General features: G+C 66.2%; 14 protein-coding genes. 10 read left to right on the top strand and 4 right to left on the bottom strand.

The annotated features are described in order from the left end of the window. The 5 genes from ccoG to VIG90_RS01455 form a co-directional block, all read left to right on the top strand. Positions 1–1467, top strand: a 1467-nt coding sequence (ccoG, locus tag VIG90_RS01435) for a cytochrome c oxidase accessory protein CcoG (RefSeq protein ID WP_331591630.1), incomplete at its 5' end; no start/stop codon positions are given. Positions 1468–1485: 18 nt separating this feature from the next. Continuing rightward, a complete protein-coding gene (locus tag VIG90_RS01440) occupies positions 1486–1977 on the top strand; it encodes a FixH family protein (protein ID WP_331591631.1) in 492 nt (163 codons plus the stop codon). Next, positions 1974–4160, top strand: coding sequence for a heavy metal translocating P-type ATPase (locus tag VIG90_RS01445; RefSeq protein ID WP_331591632.1), 2187 nt, complete (start codon positions 1974–1976; stop codon positions 4158–4160). The genes VIG90_RS01440 and VIG90_RS01445 overlap by 4 nt, the downstream gene beginning before the upstream one ends. Before the next feature lie 13 nt (positions 4161–4173). Continuing rightward, a complete protein-coding gene (gene ccoS, locus VIG90_RS01450) occupies positions 4174–4335 on the top strand; it encodes a cbb3-type cytochrome oxidase assembly protein CcoS (RefSeq protein ID WP_331591633.1) in 162 nt (53 codons plus the stop codon). Positions 4336–4530: 195 nt separating this feature from the next. After that, complete coding sequence (locus VIG90_RS01455) at positions 4531–4839, top strand: hypothetical protein (protein WP_331591634.1); 309 nt, start codon at positions 4531–4533, stop codon at positions 4837–4839. 5 nt (positions 4840–4844) lie between these two features. On the opposite strand, the gene ycaC is transcribed toward VIG90_RS01455, so the two are convergent. Together ycaC and VIG90_RS01465 are read right to left on the bottom strand one after the other, a co-directional pair. Next, positions 4845–5477 carry an isochorismate family cysteine hydrolase YcaC gene (ycaC, locus tag VIG90_RS01460; protein WP_331591635.1) on the bottom strand — a complete coding sequence of 211 codons (633 nt, stop codon included), beginning with the start codon at positions 5475–5477 and terminating at the stop codon, positions 4845–4847. Between the two features lie 161 nt (positions 5478–5638). Beyond that, the gene (locus VIG90_RS01465) at positions 5639–6535 is read right to left on the bottom strand and encodes a pirin family protein (protein WP_331591636.1); all 897 of its coding nucleotides are present in this window, start codon (positions 6533–6535) and stop codon (positions 5639–5641) included. Between the two features lie 117 nt (positions 6536–6652). On the opposite strand from VIG90_RS01465, the gene VIG90_RS01470 reads away from it, so the two are divergent. Continuing rightward, positions 6653–7615, top strand: coding sequence for a LysR substrate-binding domain-containing protein (locus VIG90_RS01470; RefSeq protein ID WP_331591637.1), 963 nt, complete (start codon positions 6653–6655; stop codon positions 7613–7615). Between the two features lie 6 nt (positions 7616–7621). On the opposite strand, the gene hemN is transcribed toward VIG90_RS01470, so the two are convergent. Together hemN and VIG90_RS01480 are read right to left on the bottom strand one after the other, a co-directional pair. Further along, a complete protein-coding gene (gene hemN / locus VIG90_RS01475; RefSeq protein WP_331591638.1) occupies positions 7622–8998 on the bottom strand; it encodes an oxygen-independent coproporphyrinogen III oxidase in 1377 nt (458 codons plus the stop codon). Positions 8999–9084: 86 nt separating this feature from the next. Further along, positions 9085–9252 (bottom strand): hypothetical protein, encoded by a 168-nt coding sequence (locus VIG90_RS01480; RefSeq protein WP_331591639.1) that lies wholly within the window; start codon positions 9250–9252, stop codon positions 9085–9087. Positions 9253–9341: 89 nt separating this feature from the next. On the opposite strand from VIG90_RS01480, the gene VIG90_RS01485 reads away from it, so the two are divergent. From VIG90_RS01485 to VIG90_RS01500, 4 genes are all read left to right on the top strand, one after another. Further along, complete coding sequence (locus VIG90_RS01485) at positions 9342–10124, top strand: Crp/Fnr family transcriptional regulator (protein ID WP_331591640.1); 783 nt, start codon at positions 9342–9344, stop codon at positions 10122–10124. A 176-nt stretch (positions 10125–10300) separates the two neighbouring features. Beyond that, positions 10301–11116 carry a universal stress protein gene (locus VIG90_RS01490; protein WP_331591641.1) on the top strand — a complete coding sequence of 272 codons (816 nt, stop codon included), beginning with the start codon at positions 10301–10303 and terminating at the stop codon, positions 11114–11116. A gap of 224 nt (positions 11117–11340) precedes the next feature. Beyond that, the gene (locus VIG90_RS01495) at positions 11341–12714 is read left to right on the top strand and encodes an MFS transporter (RefSeq protein ID WP_331591642.1); all 1374 of its coding nucleotides are present in this window, start codon (positions 11341–11343) and stop codon (positions 12712–12714) included. A 327-nt stretch (positions 12715–13041) separates the two neighbouring features. Beyond that, the gene (locus tag VIG90_RS01500; protein ID WP_331591643.1) at positions 13042–13224 is read left to right on the top strand and encodes a Flp family type IVb pilin; all 183 of its coding nucleotides are present in this window, start codon (positions 13042–13044) and stop codon (positions 13222–13224) included. Positions 13225–13305: the final 81 nt, after the last annotated feature.

Raw genomic sequence — 13305 nt, forward strand, 5'->3', positions numbered from 1 at the left:
CTCTCGTCCGCCGCCTCAACCGGCGCGCCCGCCTCCCGCCTCTTCAAAGGGCGGGTGAAGGTGTATCCCCAGTCTGTGCAGGGGGCCTACCGCAAGCTGAAGTGGGGCATCCTCACTTTTGCACTCATGGTTTACTACATCCTGCCGTGGCTGCGCTGGGAGCAGGGCGAGTATGCGCCGAACCAGTTCCTGCTGCTCGATCTGGCGCGCCGGCGCTTCTATTTCGGCCCCATCGAAATCTGGCCGCAGGAATTCTATTACGTGGCGGGCCTCCTGGTGATGGCGGGTGTCGGCCTGTTCCTCATCACCTCCACCGTCGGGCGCGCCTGGTGCGGCTATGCCTGCCCGCAAACGGTGTGGACGGACTTGTTTCAGGCGGTCGAGCGCTGGATCGAGGGAGACCGCAACGCGCGCATCAAGCTGGACCGCGCGCCGTGGCGCTTTACGAAAATCCTGAAGCGGGCGGCCGTGCACCTGAGCTGGCTTTTCATCTCGGTCGCGACCGGCGGCTTCTTCATTCTCTATTTTGCGGACGCACCCTCGCTGGTGCGTGACATGCTGACCGGAGATGCGCCGAGCGTCGCCTACGCCACCGTCGGCGTGCTGACCGCCACAACCTACATTTTCGGCGGCCTGCTGCGCGAGCAGGTGTGCACCTACATGTGCCCGTGGCCGCGCATCCAGTCCGCCATGCTCGATGAGAATTCGCTTGTCGTCACCTACAAGCAGTGGCGCGGCGAGCCGCGCACGCGCGGCACCAAGAAGGCAGTGCAGGAAGGCGGCAAGGCCGGTGCCAAGGTCGGCGACTGCATCGACTGCAACGCCTGCGTTGCCGTGTGCCCCACCGGTATCGACATCCGCAATGGCCCGCAGCTGGAGTGCATCACCTGTGCGCTGTGCATCGATGCCTGCAACGGCATCATGGACAAGATCGGCCGCCCGCGCGGCCTCATCGACTACACCACGGAAAAGCGGGACCGGCTTGAGGCGGCAGGTGAAAGCCTGCCGCCCAAATGGAAATCCGTCGTTCGTCCGCGCACCGTGCTCTACACCGGCGTCTGGGCGCTCATCGGCATCGCCATGCTGGCCACATTGCTGACGCGCGAGCGGCTGGACCTGTCCGTCAGCCGTCAGCGCAACCCGCTTTATGTGCAGCTCTCGGACGGCTCCATCCGCAACGGCTACACCATCAAGCTGCTGAACATGGAGCCGCGCCCGCGCACCTTCACCCTGACGCTCGAGGGCCCCGCGGGCGCCCTGATGTGGGACTCCTACACCACCGAAGCCGCCGCCGCCGAGACGCTGAGCATTCCGGTCGGGCCGGACCAGACCGAGAGCCGCCGCATTTACGTGCGCGTGCCAGCAAAAAGCCTGTCCGGCAGCAAGGCGGACATCCGCTTCATCGCCCGCGCCGGGGAGGGCGCGGTGGTGGAACACGCAACCCATTTCGACGGCCCCCAGAAATAACGATCCAGAGGTGACGCCATGATGACCCGCCCGCACCCCCGCCCGTTTACCGGCCGCCGCCTTGCCCTCATGCTCGTTGGCATGTTCGCCGTGGTGGCGGGCGTGAACTTCACCATGGCGACACTGGCAAGCCGCACCTTCTCCGGCGCGGTGATCGCCAACGGCTATGTCGCCAACCATGAATTTGCCGGCTGGGTGGAGCGGGCCAAGGCGCAGGAGAAAATCGGCTGGAGCGCCAGGGCCGAGGTGAGGGGCGGCCGGCTGGTCGTCTCCGCCGCAGACAAGGAAGGCGCATCCCTTGCCGGGGCAAGCGTGCGCGTCCACCTCATCCACCCGTTCCGGGCGAGCGAGGCCCGCTGGGTTGACCTGCACGAGGCCGCCCCCGGCCGTTACGTGGCCCTGACCGATGTCTTCCGCGGCCAGTGGGATGCGAATATTCATCTGGAAAAGGCGGGCGAGGTCGTGGTGCTGCGGGAGCGCCTGTTCGTGCGTGAAGGAGCAGCGTCATGAGTGCGGTGGCAACCGGCGCGCTTGATCTCTGGACCACCGAGAGTGATGGCCTGCGCCATATCGACCTGCATGTGCCGGGCATTCACTGCGCCAACTGTATCAGCCGCATCGAGCGGGCGGTGCGGGCCCTGCCGGGAGTCAGACAGGCGCGGGTCAATTTCTCGACGCGTCGCCTTGGCGTCGACTGGGAGGGCAAGGCGCTCTCGCCCGAGAAGATCATACAGGCTGTCGAAGACCTCGGGTTCGAGACGCGCCCCTTCGCCCCGGAAGACATGAGCGCGAGCGAGGGCAAGACCGCAACCCAGAACCTCATCCGCTATATGGCGGTGGCAGGCTTTGCCTCCATGAACATCATGCTGCTCTCGATTTCCGTGTGGTCGGGGGCGGAGGCGGCCACGCGCGATCTGTTCCACGCCATCTCGGCGCTCATTGCGTTGCCCACAATCGCCTATGCCGGGCGGCCCTTCTTCAAATCCGCCTGGGGCGCCCTGCGCCACGGCCGCGCCAACATGGACGTGCCCATCGCCATCGGCGTCATCATCACCACGCTCATTAGCCTGTATGAAACCCTCAACAGCGGGCCGCACGCCTATTTCGACGGCGCGGTCTCGCTCCTGTTCTTCCTGCTCATCGGCCGCACGCTCGACAGCGTGATGCGCGATCGCGCCCGCGCCAGCGTCGCCCAGTTGCTGAAGCAGATGCCGCGCGGCGCAACCGTGCTGCTGGACGGTGGAGCCACCGAATATCGCCCCATCGCAGACATCACGCCGGGCATGAGCGTCGTCGTGGCGGCGGGTGAGCGCGTGCCGGTGGATGGCATCGTCAGCCAGGGTTCGGCCATGCTCGACCGCTCGCTGGTGACGGGCGAGAGCGTGCCGGAGACGGCGGGCGAGGGGGACACGGTGCTGGCGGGCACGCTGGCGCTGGACGCGGTCCTGACCGTGCGCGCCACCGCCGTTGGCCAGAGCACCTTCATGGCCGATCTTGTCCGCCTCATGGAAGCGGCCGAGCAAGGCCGCGCCTCCTATGTACGGCTGGCCGACCGGGTGTCGCGCTACTACGCGCCGGGCGTGCATATTTTAGCTGCGGCCACCGGCCTTGTGTGGTGGATTTTCGGCGGAGACTGGCACCCGGCGGTGATGACGGCGGTTGCCGTGCTCATCATCACCTGTCCGTGCGCGCTGGGTCTGGCCGTGCCTGCCGTGCAGGTGCTGGCCTCCACGCTCCTGATGCGCCGCGGTGTTCTGGTGAAGGACGGCTCGGCGCTCGAACGGCTTGCGGAGGCAGACACGGCGGTGCTGGACAAGACCGGCACCATCACCCTCGGCCAGCCGCAGGTGGTGGGCGATATTCCCCTGTCACACCAAGATCGCGCGCTGGCGCTTGCGCTTGCCGCCCGCAGCACCCATCCGCTCTCCCGTGCCTTGGTGCAGGAATTGAAGCGGCAGGGCACTGAGCCCGCGGCCATCACACAGGTGCGGGAAATTGCCGGGAGCGGTCTGGAGGCGGACTGGCGGGGCGGCGTCATTCGCCTCGGCCGGGCGGACTGGATCGGGGCGGGCGCAGGCCCGAGCGCTGACGGCCCGGAAATCGCCTTTGTCCGCCCCGGCCTCCAGCCCGTGCACATCGCCCTCCGGGATCAGGTGCGCAGTGATGCGCCCGCAGCCATCGCGCGCCTCAAGGAGTTGGGGCTCAGCGTTGCCATGCTGTCAGGCGACCGCGCCGCGGTTGCCGGGCGCGTGGCGGGCGAGGTCGACATCGATGAGTGGCAGGGCGAATGTTCGCCGTCGCAGAAGGTGGATGCCATCAAGGTGCGCCAGCAAAGCGGCGCGACCGTGCTGGTGGTGGGCGATGGCCTGAATGACGGCCCGGCACTGGCAGCGGGTCACGCGTCCATGGCCCCCTCCAGCGCCAGCGACGTGGGGCAGGCGGCAGCGGATTTCGTCTTCCTGGGCGAGGGGCTCGCCGCTGTCCCCGCCGCCATTTCGGTTGCCCGCCACGCCCGGCGTCTGGTGCGCCAGAACATCGCCATCGCCATCGGCTACAACGTCATCGCCGTGCCGCTGGCCATGCTCGGGTACGTCACGCCGCTGGTCGCCGCCATTTCCATGTCGGCCTCGTCCATCATCGTCATTGGCAACGCGCTGCGCCTGCACCTGTGTGTAAAAGAAGAAAGAGCATGAAAGGCAACAGAGCATGACCGGGCTTCCGCTTCTCATCGCCATCGCGCTGGCCTTCGGCCTGTTGTGGCTGGCCGCGTTCATGTGGACCTTGCGCTCGCGCCAGTATGAAGATCCTGACGGCGCGGCCCTGCGCATTCTGGCAAGCGATGATGACCGGCCTGGCACGCCGCAATAAAAAATCCGGATCTGGAAAAGAAAAGGCGCGGGGCTTCCCTTGGGATGCCCCGCGCTGAAGTTTTTGCGCCATAGCGGGCTGAAGCGGCGCGGTGCCAGTCCGTTGCGAATCTGACAACGCCACTTTAGCACCCGTTGCGGCCAGGGAATTGATCTGGCTCAAGGCAGGAAAAAATCACGCCGGATAAAAAGGGGCATGAGTGATCGTCCAGCCAGAAGAGCAAAGCCGCGCGGTGCAACGCTGCCGCCCTGTTGCCTGCCCGGCGGCGGCACCACTGCCGCCTCTTTTCTGGATGCGCTCGATGCCCGCCCTTCGGCGCTGCTGGCGCTTGCCGCCGCGCTCATGCTGGCGCTGGGGCCGGCACCCGCCAGCGCTCAGGACATGTCGCTCATCTGCACGCCGAACGGGCTGGAGCAGGTGCCGGTCGAGGGCGAGCGCCAGCCTGAAGGCGGCATGGCCGGCTGCGCCCACGCCTGTGTTTTGCGTGAGCGCCGCCGGGGTTGATTGGCTCAGCCTTCCTTGGCCGCAGTCAGCGTTGCGTAGCTGGTAATAAGGTTGCGATAATCCGGAATATGGCCTGAGAACAGCGCGCCCAGACCCTTGATGTCATTGCGCCAGTCCCGGTGCAGCTCGCAGGCAACGCCGAACCAGGTCATCAGCTGCGCACCGGCGGCTGTCATCCGGCCCCATGCCGAATGGCGGGTCACGTCGTTGAAAGTGCCGGAGGCGTCGGTCACCACGAACACGTCATAGCCTTCCTCAAGGGCGGAAAGCGCCGGGAACGCCACGCACACTTCCGTCACCACGCCTGCGATGATCAGCTGTTTCCTGCCCGTTGCCTTCACCGCCGCCACGAAGTCCTCGTTGTCCCAGGCGTTGATCTGGCCGGGGCGGGCAATATAGGGCGCGTCCGGAAACTGTGCCTTCAGCTCGGGCACCAGCGGGCCGTTCGGGCCGGTCTCGAAGCTGGTGGTAAGGATGGTCGGCAGGTTGAAATACTTCGCCAGATTGCCCAGCGCCAGCACGTTGTTCTTGAACTTGTCCGGGTCGAAATCCCGCACCAGTGACAGCAGCCCCGCCTGGTGGTCCACCAGCAGAACGGCAGCGTTGTCCTTGTCGAGGCGGACATAGGGTTTGGTCATGGTCGTCTTCTCCTTTGATTTTGCCCGCACGGAAGGGTTCTGCCCAAAACGCATCCTGGGCAGTGACGGACGAGGCAGGCAGGGCCGTCCCGTTGACTGAATTTCTCAAAAGAAGGGAGGCAGCCCGGCGTCCCGCTGGGGGAAGCGCCGGGCCTTGCCGGTTATGCGGCGGTCATTGCGAACCGCCCGTTGTTGAAGTCGTCAACGGCCTGACGAATTTCATCCTCGCTGTTCATCACGAACGGGCCGTAGCCGGCAATGGGCTCGTCGATCGGCTCGCCAGTCAGCACCAGCAGGGTGGTGTCGCCGTCTGCATGAAGGGCAAGCCCGGATCCCTCGCGGCTGAGCAGCAGCACTTCGGCCTCGCCTGCATCCTGTGCCGCGCCGTCGTCTCCGGCAACCGTCACATGCCCGCTCAGCACCACCAGAAGGGCGGTGTGCCCATCGGGCAGCGCAAGCGCCGCATCCGCATCGCGCACCAGCCGCACGTCCCATACGTTGATCGGCGTGAAGGTGCGGGCCGGGCCTTTTGTCCCCGCCAGTTCCCCGGCGATGATGCGCGCCGTGCCTGCGCCGTCGGCCAGGTCCATGACCGGGATATCCGCCGAGGTGATGCCCTGATACCCGGCCGGGGCCATCTTGTCCTTGGCGGGCAGGTTGACCCACAGCTGCACCATGCGGAACGGGCCGCCGGTCTTGGCAAAGGCGGGAGAGTGGTATTCCTCGTGCAGAATGCCGCCTGCCGCCGTCATCCACTGCACGTCGCCCGGGCCGATGACGCCGCCGTTGCCGGCCGAATCCCGGTGCTCGACCTCGCCGTCGTACACAATGGTCACGGTCTCGAACCCGCGGTGCGGGTGCTGGCCGACGCCGCGCCGGTCCTCGGTCGGATCGAAATACCGTGGCCCGGCATAGTCCAGCAGCAGGAACGGGCTGATATGCTGCCCGAGGGAGTTGTAGGAAAAGAGCGAGCGCACCGGAAACCCATCGCCCACCCAGTGGCTGCGGTCATTTCCGAAACGGCCCAGAACCTTCTTGTGCGTAACCGTCTTGCTCATGGTTCGTCTCCTGCGTCACCGCTCGTTTGCGGCGGTTCCGTGTTGCACATGAGGTAACACTGCAACGCCGCCGCCAGAAGATTGCGGAAAGCGACGCATCGTCCTATCAATAGAACAATGAAGGATCTGAACGACCTCTCCTACTTCGTCGCTGTCGTCGACCACGGCGGGTTCTCGGCAGCTGCCCGCGCGCTGGACATGCAGAAATCCAAGCTCAGCCGTCGCATTTTGGCGCTGGAGGAGCGACTGGGCGTGCGCCTCCTGAACCGCTCCTCACGCCGGTTCGCTGTCACCGAAATCGGGCGGGAATTCTACGAGCGCTGCGTTGCCATGCTGGTGGAGGCGGAGGCCGCCGAGCAGCTGATCGCGCAAGCCAAGGCAGAGCCGCGCGGCGTCATTCGGATGAGCTGTCCCGTTGCGCTGCTCGCCTTCCAGTTCGGGGCGCTCATCAGCCGCTTCATGCTGGAGAACCCGGCGGTCGAGGTGCATCTGGAGGCCACCAACCGCCGGGTGGATGTCATCGCCGAGGGGCTGGACTTGGCCATTCGGGTGCGTTTCCCGCCGCTGGAGCCGACTGACCTCGTCATGCGCCAGCTCGACCAGAGCACCCAGTGCCTCGTCGCCAGTCCCGCGCTCCTGTCTGCTCCGCTCTTGTCCCCGGCTGATCTTGCCGGCCTGCCCAGTCTCGATCTCGGCCCCGCCCGGCGCGACCATGCCTGGCAGCTCATGCACCCGGACGGCCAGAGCGCCGTCGTGCCCCATCGGCCGCGCCTGGTAACGGACGACATGGCCAGCTTGCGCGAGGCGGCACTTGCCGGCGTCGGCATCGTGCAGCTGCCCACCATGATGATCTGGCAGGACGTGGAGGCGGGCAGGCTCGTCCATGCCCTGCCGGACTGGCGGCCGCGCGCCGGGCTCATTCACGCGGTTTTCCCATCGCGGCGCGGGCTGCTGCCCTCCGTGCGCGCCCTGCTGGATTATCTGGCGCAGGAATGTGCGGTGCAGCGCCGGCAGGCATCCGAAACGCTGGCGCGGCACGAGGGGCTGACCTCGCCCGCGCCGCCCGCGCTCAGGGTCTGAGCGCCGTCACACCGCGCGGGCGTGCCGGGGCTGTCCCTGTTTCTGGCCCTGCCCCTGTCCTTGGCCCAGATACTGGTCGAACGCCGCCGCCACCGCGCGCACCAGCGGCCGGGCCCTGTTCTGCACGCGAATGGTATAGCGGCTGCGCTCGGCGATGCCGTCCGCCACCAGCGTGTCCAGCATCGGCGTCGAGCGGGCCAGAACCTCGTCCGGGCTCACGTCGAACCGCTTGCACACGGTCTCCAGATCCACCGTATAATCGCACATCACCCGCTCGATGATGGCGGCGCGCAGCCGGTCTTCCTGGCTGAGCGCATAGCCCTTGATGGTGGCGGGGCTGCCGCTCTCGATGGCTTTCAGATAGTCGCCGATGGTCACCGCATTCTGGACGAACCCGCCGGGCACGCGGCCGATGGAAGACGCGCCAAGGCCGATCAGCGCCGAGGCGTCGTCGGTCGTGTACCCCTGAAAATTCCGGTGCAGCGTGCCGGTGCGGGCGGCCACCGCCAGCGGGTCGGAGGGGCGGGCGTAATGGTCAAGGCCGATGCGCTGGTACCCCGCCGTCTGCAGCACGGCGGCAATATATTCGGCCTGCATGTGGCGCGTCTCGCCGTCGGGCAGGCTCGCGTCCGCGATCTTGCGCTGGTGCGGCTTGAAGCCCGGCACGTGGGCGTAGCCGAACACGGCCAGCCGATCCGGCGCCAGCTCCAGCACCTTCTGAGCCGTCTCGATGCAGGAGAGCACGGTCTGGTCCGGCAGGCCATAGAGCAGGTCCATGTTCAGCGCCAGAATGCCCGCCCGGCGCAGGTTGTGGGCGGCGTCACGGGTCTGCTCGAAGGTCTGCACCCGGTTGATGGCGGTCTGCACGCGGGAGTCGAAGCTCTGCACGCCAAGGCTGGCGCGGGTGACGCCGCCCTCGGCCAGCGCGGCGCACATCTCCGACGTCAGGGTGCGCGGGTCGATCTCGATGGCGATTTCCGCATCCGGTGCAAGGGAGAAGCGCTCGCGCACGTGCGCCATCAGGTCGAGGAACTGCTCCGGCCGCATCAGGGTCGGCGTGCCGCCGCCGAAATGGATGTGCGAGACCGTGCGCTTGCCGCGCAAGTATCCTGCGATCAGGTCGATCTCCGCATTCAGCGCCCGCAGGTAGCGGGCAATGGGCTCGTCCCGCCGCGTCACCGTGGTGTGGCAGCCGCAATACCAGCACATGCTCCGGCAGAACGGCACGTGGAAATAGAGCGAGAGCGTCTCGCCATCGGGCAGGGCCGCCAGCCACGCCGCATAGTCGCGCGGGCCGATCTCCGCCTTGAAGTGGGGCGCGGTCGGGTAGCTCGTGTAGCGGGGCAGCAATCGGTCGGCGTAACGCATCACAACATCGGACATGTCTTGAGACTCTCCTGAACCTGTTGCGGCCTCACATACCTGCGTTAACCATGCCGCGCTTTGATCTGGATCATGGCCGGCAGTCATCAGGCGCGGCTGCGCGCCGTCTCGGCTGCGTCATTTGGGCTTCTTTCCTTTTTAAGCCGTTCAAGGCAAAGCAGAACAATAGCGGCGAAGTAGCGTCTGGCAGTTGTTCCGAACAGACGGGCAACGGCAAGATCGATAATAAAAAGAAACAAAATCGTGTTGCGCATGTCTGCCCTGATCCGGATCGAGGGGCCAGTGCTGCTGCCGTATGTCGAAACCGGCGCCGTTACGGCGTGAGAGCAGGCAGTGCCTTACTATGTCGATCATGCAGCCCCCCGCTCAATTCGACCCGCCCGCGCCGGCGTTGGACGAGGGACACCCCTGCAGCCAGTGCGGCGCCCGCTCCGTGGCCATCTGCGGCGTGCTGGAGAGCGACGAGTTGCAGGCGTTCCGCAAGAGCGGCTCGACCCAGCGGCTGGAGCCGGGCGACACCCTGTTCTTCGAGGGGGACCCGGCCCGCAGCGTCTACAGCATCACCGAGGGGCTCCTGCGCCTGACCAAGATGCTGCCGGACGGTCGCCGTCAGGTGGCGGATTTCCTGTTCCCGGGTGACTTTCTGGGCCTGACGCTGGAGGACGGCCACGCCTTCTCCGCCGAGGCCGTGACGCCCGTGCAGGTCTGCCAGTTCTCGGCCGCGCGCTTCCACGCCTTCGCCGGGGCCCACCCGCATCTGGAGCGCCGTCTTTACGTTCTGGCGGCCCACGAGCTTGCGGCCACGCGCCAGCAGGTGCTGCGTCTGGGCCGCAAGTCCGCCACAGAGCGTATGGCCTCGTTCCTCCTGATGCTGGCCAGCCACAACTGCCCCGGTCCGTGCGGCAATGGCGACGGCAAGGTGCTGGTGCTGCCCATGTCCCGCACCGACATCGCCGACTATCTCGGGCTGCGCATCGAGACGGTCAGCCGGGAGCTCAGCGGCCTGAAGGCGGAGAAGATCATTCGCCTCGTCAGCACGCAGCAGATCGAGATTCTCGACCTGGCTCGCCTGCGCGCCATCGTGTCGGGTGATCTGGAAGACGACGCCCCCTCGTTCTGCGACTGACCGGCACCCTTCCGTTTCGGCGCCCCGCCTGAACACGTCCGGCTTGTACGCCTCCCGGCGGGCTTTCCCGTGCGGAACAATCGACGCGCTCCCGCGATGACACGGCGAAGGCCAGGGAGAGCCTTCCCATCCGCCGGAAGCGTTCAGGCAGGAGGTTGGTTCAGGAGCCGGGCGACATGGACATCCTTGTGTTCATCGACGAGGATCAGGCAACCGAGCTGCGCTGCCAGGTTGCGCTTGCGCTTGCCCATGTCTGCGGCAGCCATATCCACTGCCTTCAGGTCACCTCGCCCAATGCCCTCATTTCCACCGGCTCGTTCGGCACGGCCCGCATGCTGGCCGAGCGCACGGAGGAGATGGAGCGCTACAAGGACAGGCTCCAGGCCGCCGCACGGGAGCGCTTCGCCCCGGCGGGCGTCGGCTGGGATTACCGCCGTTTCGATGGCGATCTGACCCAGACCATCGCCGAGCAGGCCCGCCTCGTTGATCTGGTCGTGCTCAGCGCCGAGCGGCAGCCGTCGCGGCTGAATGGCACCGTGCCCGGCGCGGCCGATCTCCTGCTGCGCATCCGCCCGCCGATCCTGGCGGTTCCCGCAAAACCCGCGGAGCCGGGCGCTTTTACGCCCGCCGGCAGTGCGCTCGTGGCGTGGGATGGCAGCGTGGCCTGCGCCCATGCGCTGCGCAACGCCCTTTTGATGCTGAAATGCGCCGCCGGCGTCGTCGTGGTGACGGTGGAGGGAGAGCGGCCCGGCATCAGCGGAGAGCAGGTCGCCGCCTATCTTGCCCGTCACGGCATCCGCTCGGAAGTCTATGAGCTGCCCCTGACGGATCGCTCCGTCGGCGGAGTGCTGATCGATGCGGTGCGGATTTATCGCGCCTCCTATGTGGTCATGGGCGCGTTCGGTCATGGCAGGGCGCGCGAGTTTCTGCTGGGCGGCGTCACGCGGGACATGCTGAAAAGCTGCCCGGTGCCGCTGGTGCTGGCGCACTGATCTGAAACGAACAGTCCGGAGCAGGGGACGCAGGCACAAGGCCGCGACACCTGCTGTGCGGACAGGCAATCCCAGCCGGCTTGCCCCCGCAGGCTTCGGCCATAAACTCTGGGGCACGGGCGGTATTTGTCATGAGTGGTGGCGCGATGCGTAGGGATGACACATCTGGCGTGCGAGGGGCGGGGCGGACGGCAAGGGGCTCCCAGCGGCAGGACGGTCTTCCCATGCCGCGTCGCCTGGCGGCGATTGCCGCCATCTCGTTCGGCACGGCGCTGGTGGTGCTGGATGGCGCCATCGCAACCGTGGCGTTGCCCACCATCGCGGCGGATCTGGGCGTGGAGAGCTCCTCCGTCGTCGGCGTCGTCACCGTTTATCAGCTCATTCTCGTCATGCTGCTGCTGCCGTTCTCCGGCCTTGGCGAGCGCATCGGCCTCAAGCGGCTGTTCCAGATCGGTCAGCTGGTTTTCACCGTGGCAACGGCACTCTGCTTCTTCGCCGGGAGCCTGCCGTTTCTTTTGATTGTGCGCGCGGCGCAGGCCGTCGGCGCGGCGGCGGTGCTCAGCGTGGCATCGGCGCTCATCCGCTCCATCTACCCGCGGGACCAGCTGGGGCGGGGGATGGGCATCAACTCCGTCGTCGTCTCCATTTCAGCGGCGCTGGCGCCCTCGCTCGGCGGACTGGTGCTCTCCGTCGCGCCGTGGCCGTGGGTGTTCGCCAGCGCGGTTCCCTTTGCCCTGCTCAGTCTGGCGTTCGGGCGGGCCCTGCCGGATGTGGGCCGCCGCCTCGAGCCCTATGACGTTCTGAGCGCGCTGCTGTGCGCCCTGATGTTCGGCCTGATCATCGGCGGCATCGAAAGCGGCGTGCATGGCGACAGCCCGGTCGTCTCCATTGCCGTCGTTCTGGCGGGCCTCGCCATCGGCGCTGTTTTTGTACGCCGCCAGCAGGGCGAGGCCAAGCCCATCCTGCCCGTGGATCTGCTGGCCAAGCCAGTGCTTGCCCTGTCGACCCTTGGTGCGTTCACCGCGTTTCTGGCCTCCATGACCATTTTCGTCACCCTGCCGTTCCGCCTGCAGATGGGGTACGGCATGACTCCCTCGGAAGTGGGCGCGGTCATTGCGCCGTGGCCGCTGACCATGATGCTGGTCGCCCCGCTCTCCGGCTGGCTGTCAGACCGTTACCCGGCCGGCATACTGGGCAGCATCGGCATGGCCATCGCCTTCTGCGGCCTGCTCACGCTGGCATTTTTGCCTGCGGAGCCGAGCCTGTTCGACATCGGCTGGCGTATGGCCTTCTCCAGCGCAGGCTTTGCCATGTTCCTCTCGCCCAACGCCCGGCTGGTGGTCGGCTCCGCGCCCATTGACCGGGCCGCCGCCGCTGGCGGGTTGATCGCCACCACGCGCATGCTCGGCCAGACCTGCGGGGCCACGCTGGCGGCGGCGCTGCTGGCCGTCGGCATCGGCGCAACGCTCACGCCCCCGCTCATTGCCGCCGGGCTGGCGCTGGTGGCCGGCGTGTGCAGCCTTGCGCGCCTGCGCCCCTCCCTGCGTGAGCCGAAAAAGGAAGAGGCGGATCATTTTCCCTCCGCCACGGTGCGATAAATCCGGCTGCGAGAACTTAATTATTTGCGCTGTTTCCTGGGAAAATAAATCAATAAAATCATATTGATAAATCTGAATTATGGTCGGTATTTTTTACAAATTCTAACTTGCAATAAATAATCATCCATAATTAAAAACTAGTAACGTAATGATTATTCTAACCTATTAACATTGCTGCATTTTCTGGCACAAAAAATGCTTCTTCATGGCCAAGGCGAAACGCGGCCGGGCAGTGGTGAACGTCGCCAACCGGATAATTCGCCGAGTTTGGGCGTCGCCTTTTCATCCGCCCTCCGTTTCCGGAGGCGTGCCAGAAGGACACGAACAATGATCAATTTTCTGAAATCTCTCTGGAGTGATGAGTCCGGTGCTTCCGCCGCTGAATACGCCCTGATCCTTGCCGTGATCGGCGCGGGTATTTCCGTTGCCGCCAACACGCTCAGCAGCGCCATCGACGGCGCGCTTGATACCGCCGCCTTGACGATTTCCGGTGCCAGCGACGGCACCTGATCCCGGTTTGCGCACGTGTTCATCGGCGGGTCAGCCGGCAAGGCCCGGCCCGCCAATTTGCCCGCTCATGTTTTTCTCCGG

The organism is Pedomonas sp., from assembly GCF_036515995.1.
Taxonomy (GTDB): domain Bacteria; phylum Pseudomonadota; class Alphaproteobacteria; order Sphingomonadales; family Sphingomonadaceae; genus Pedomonas.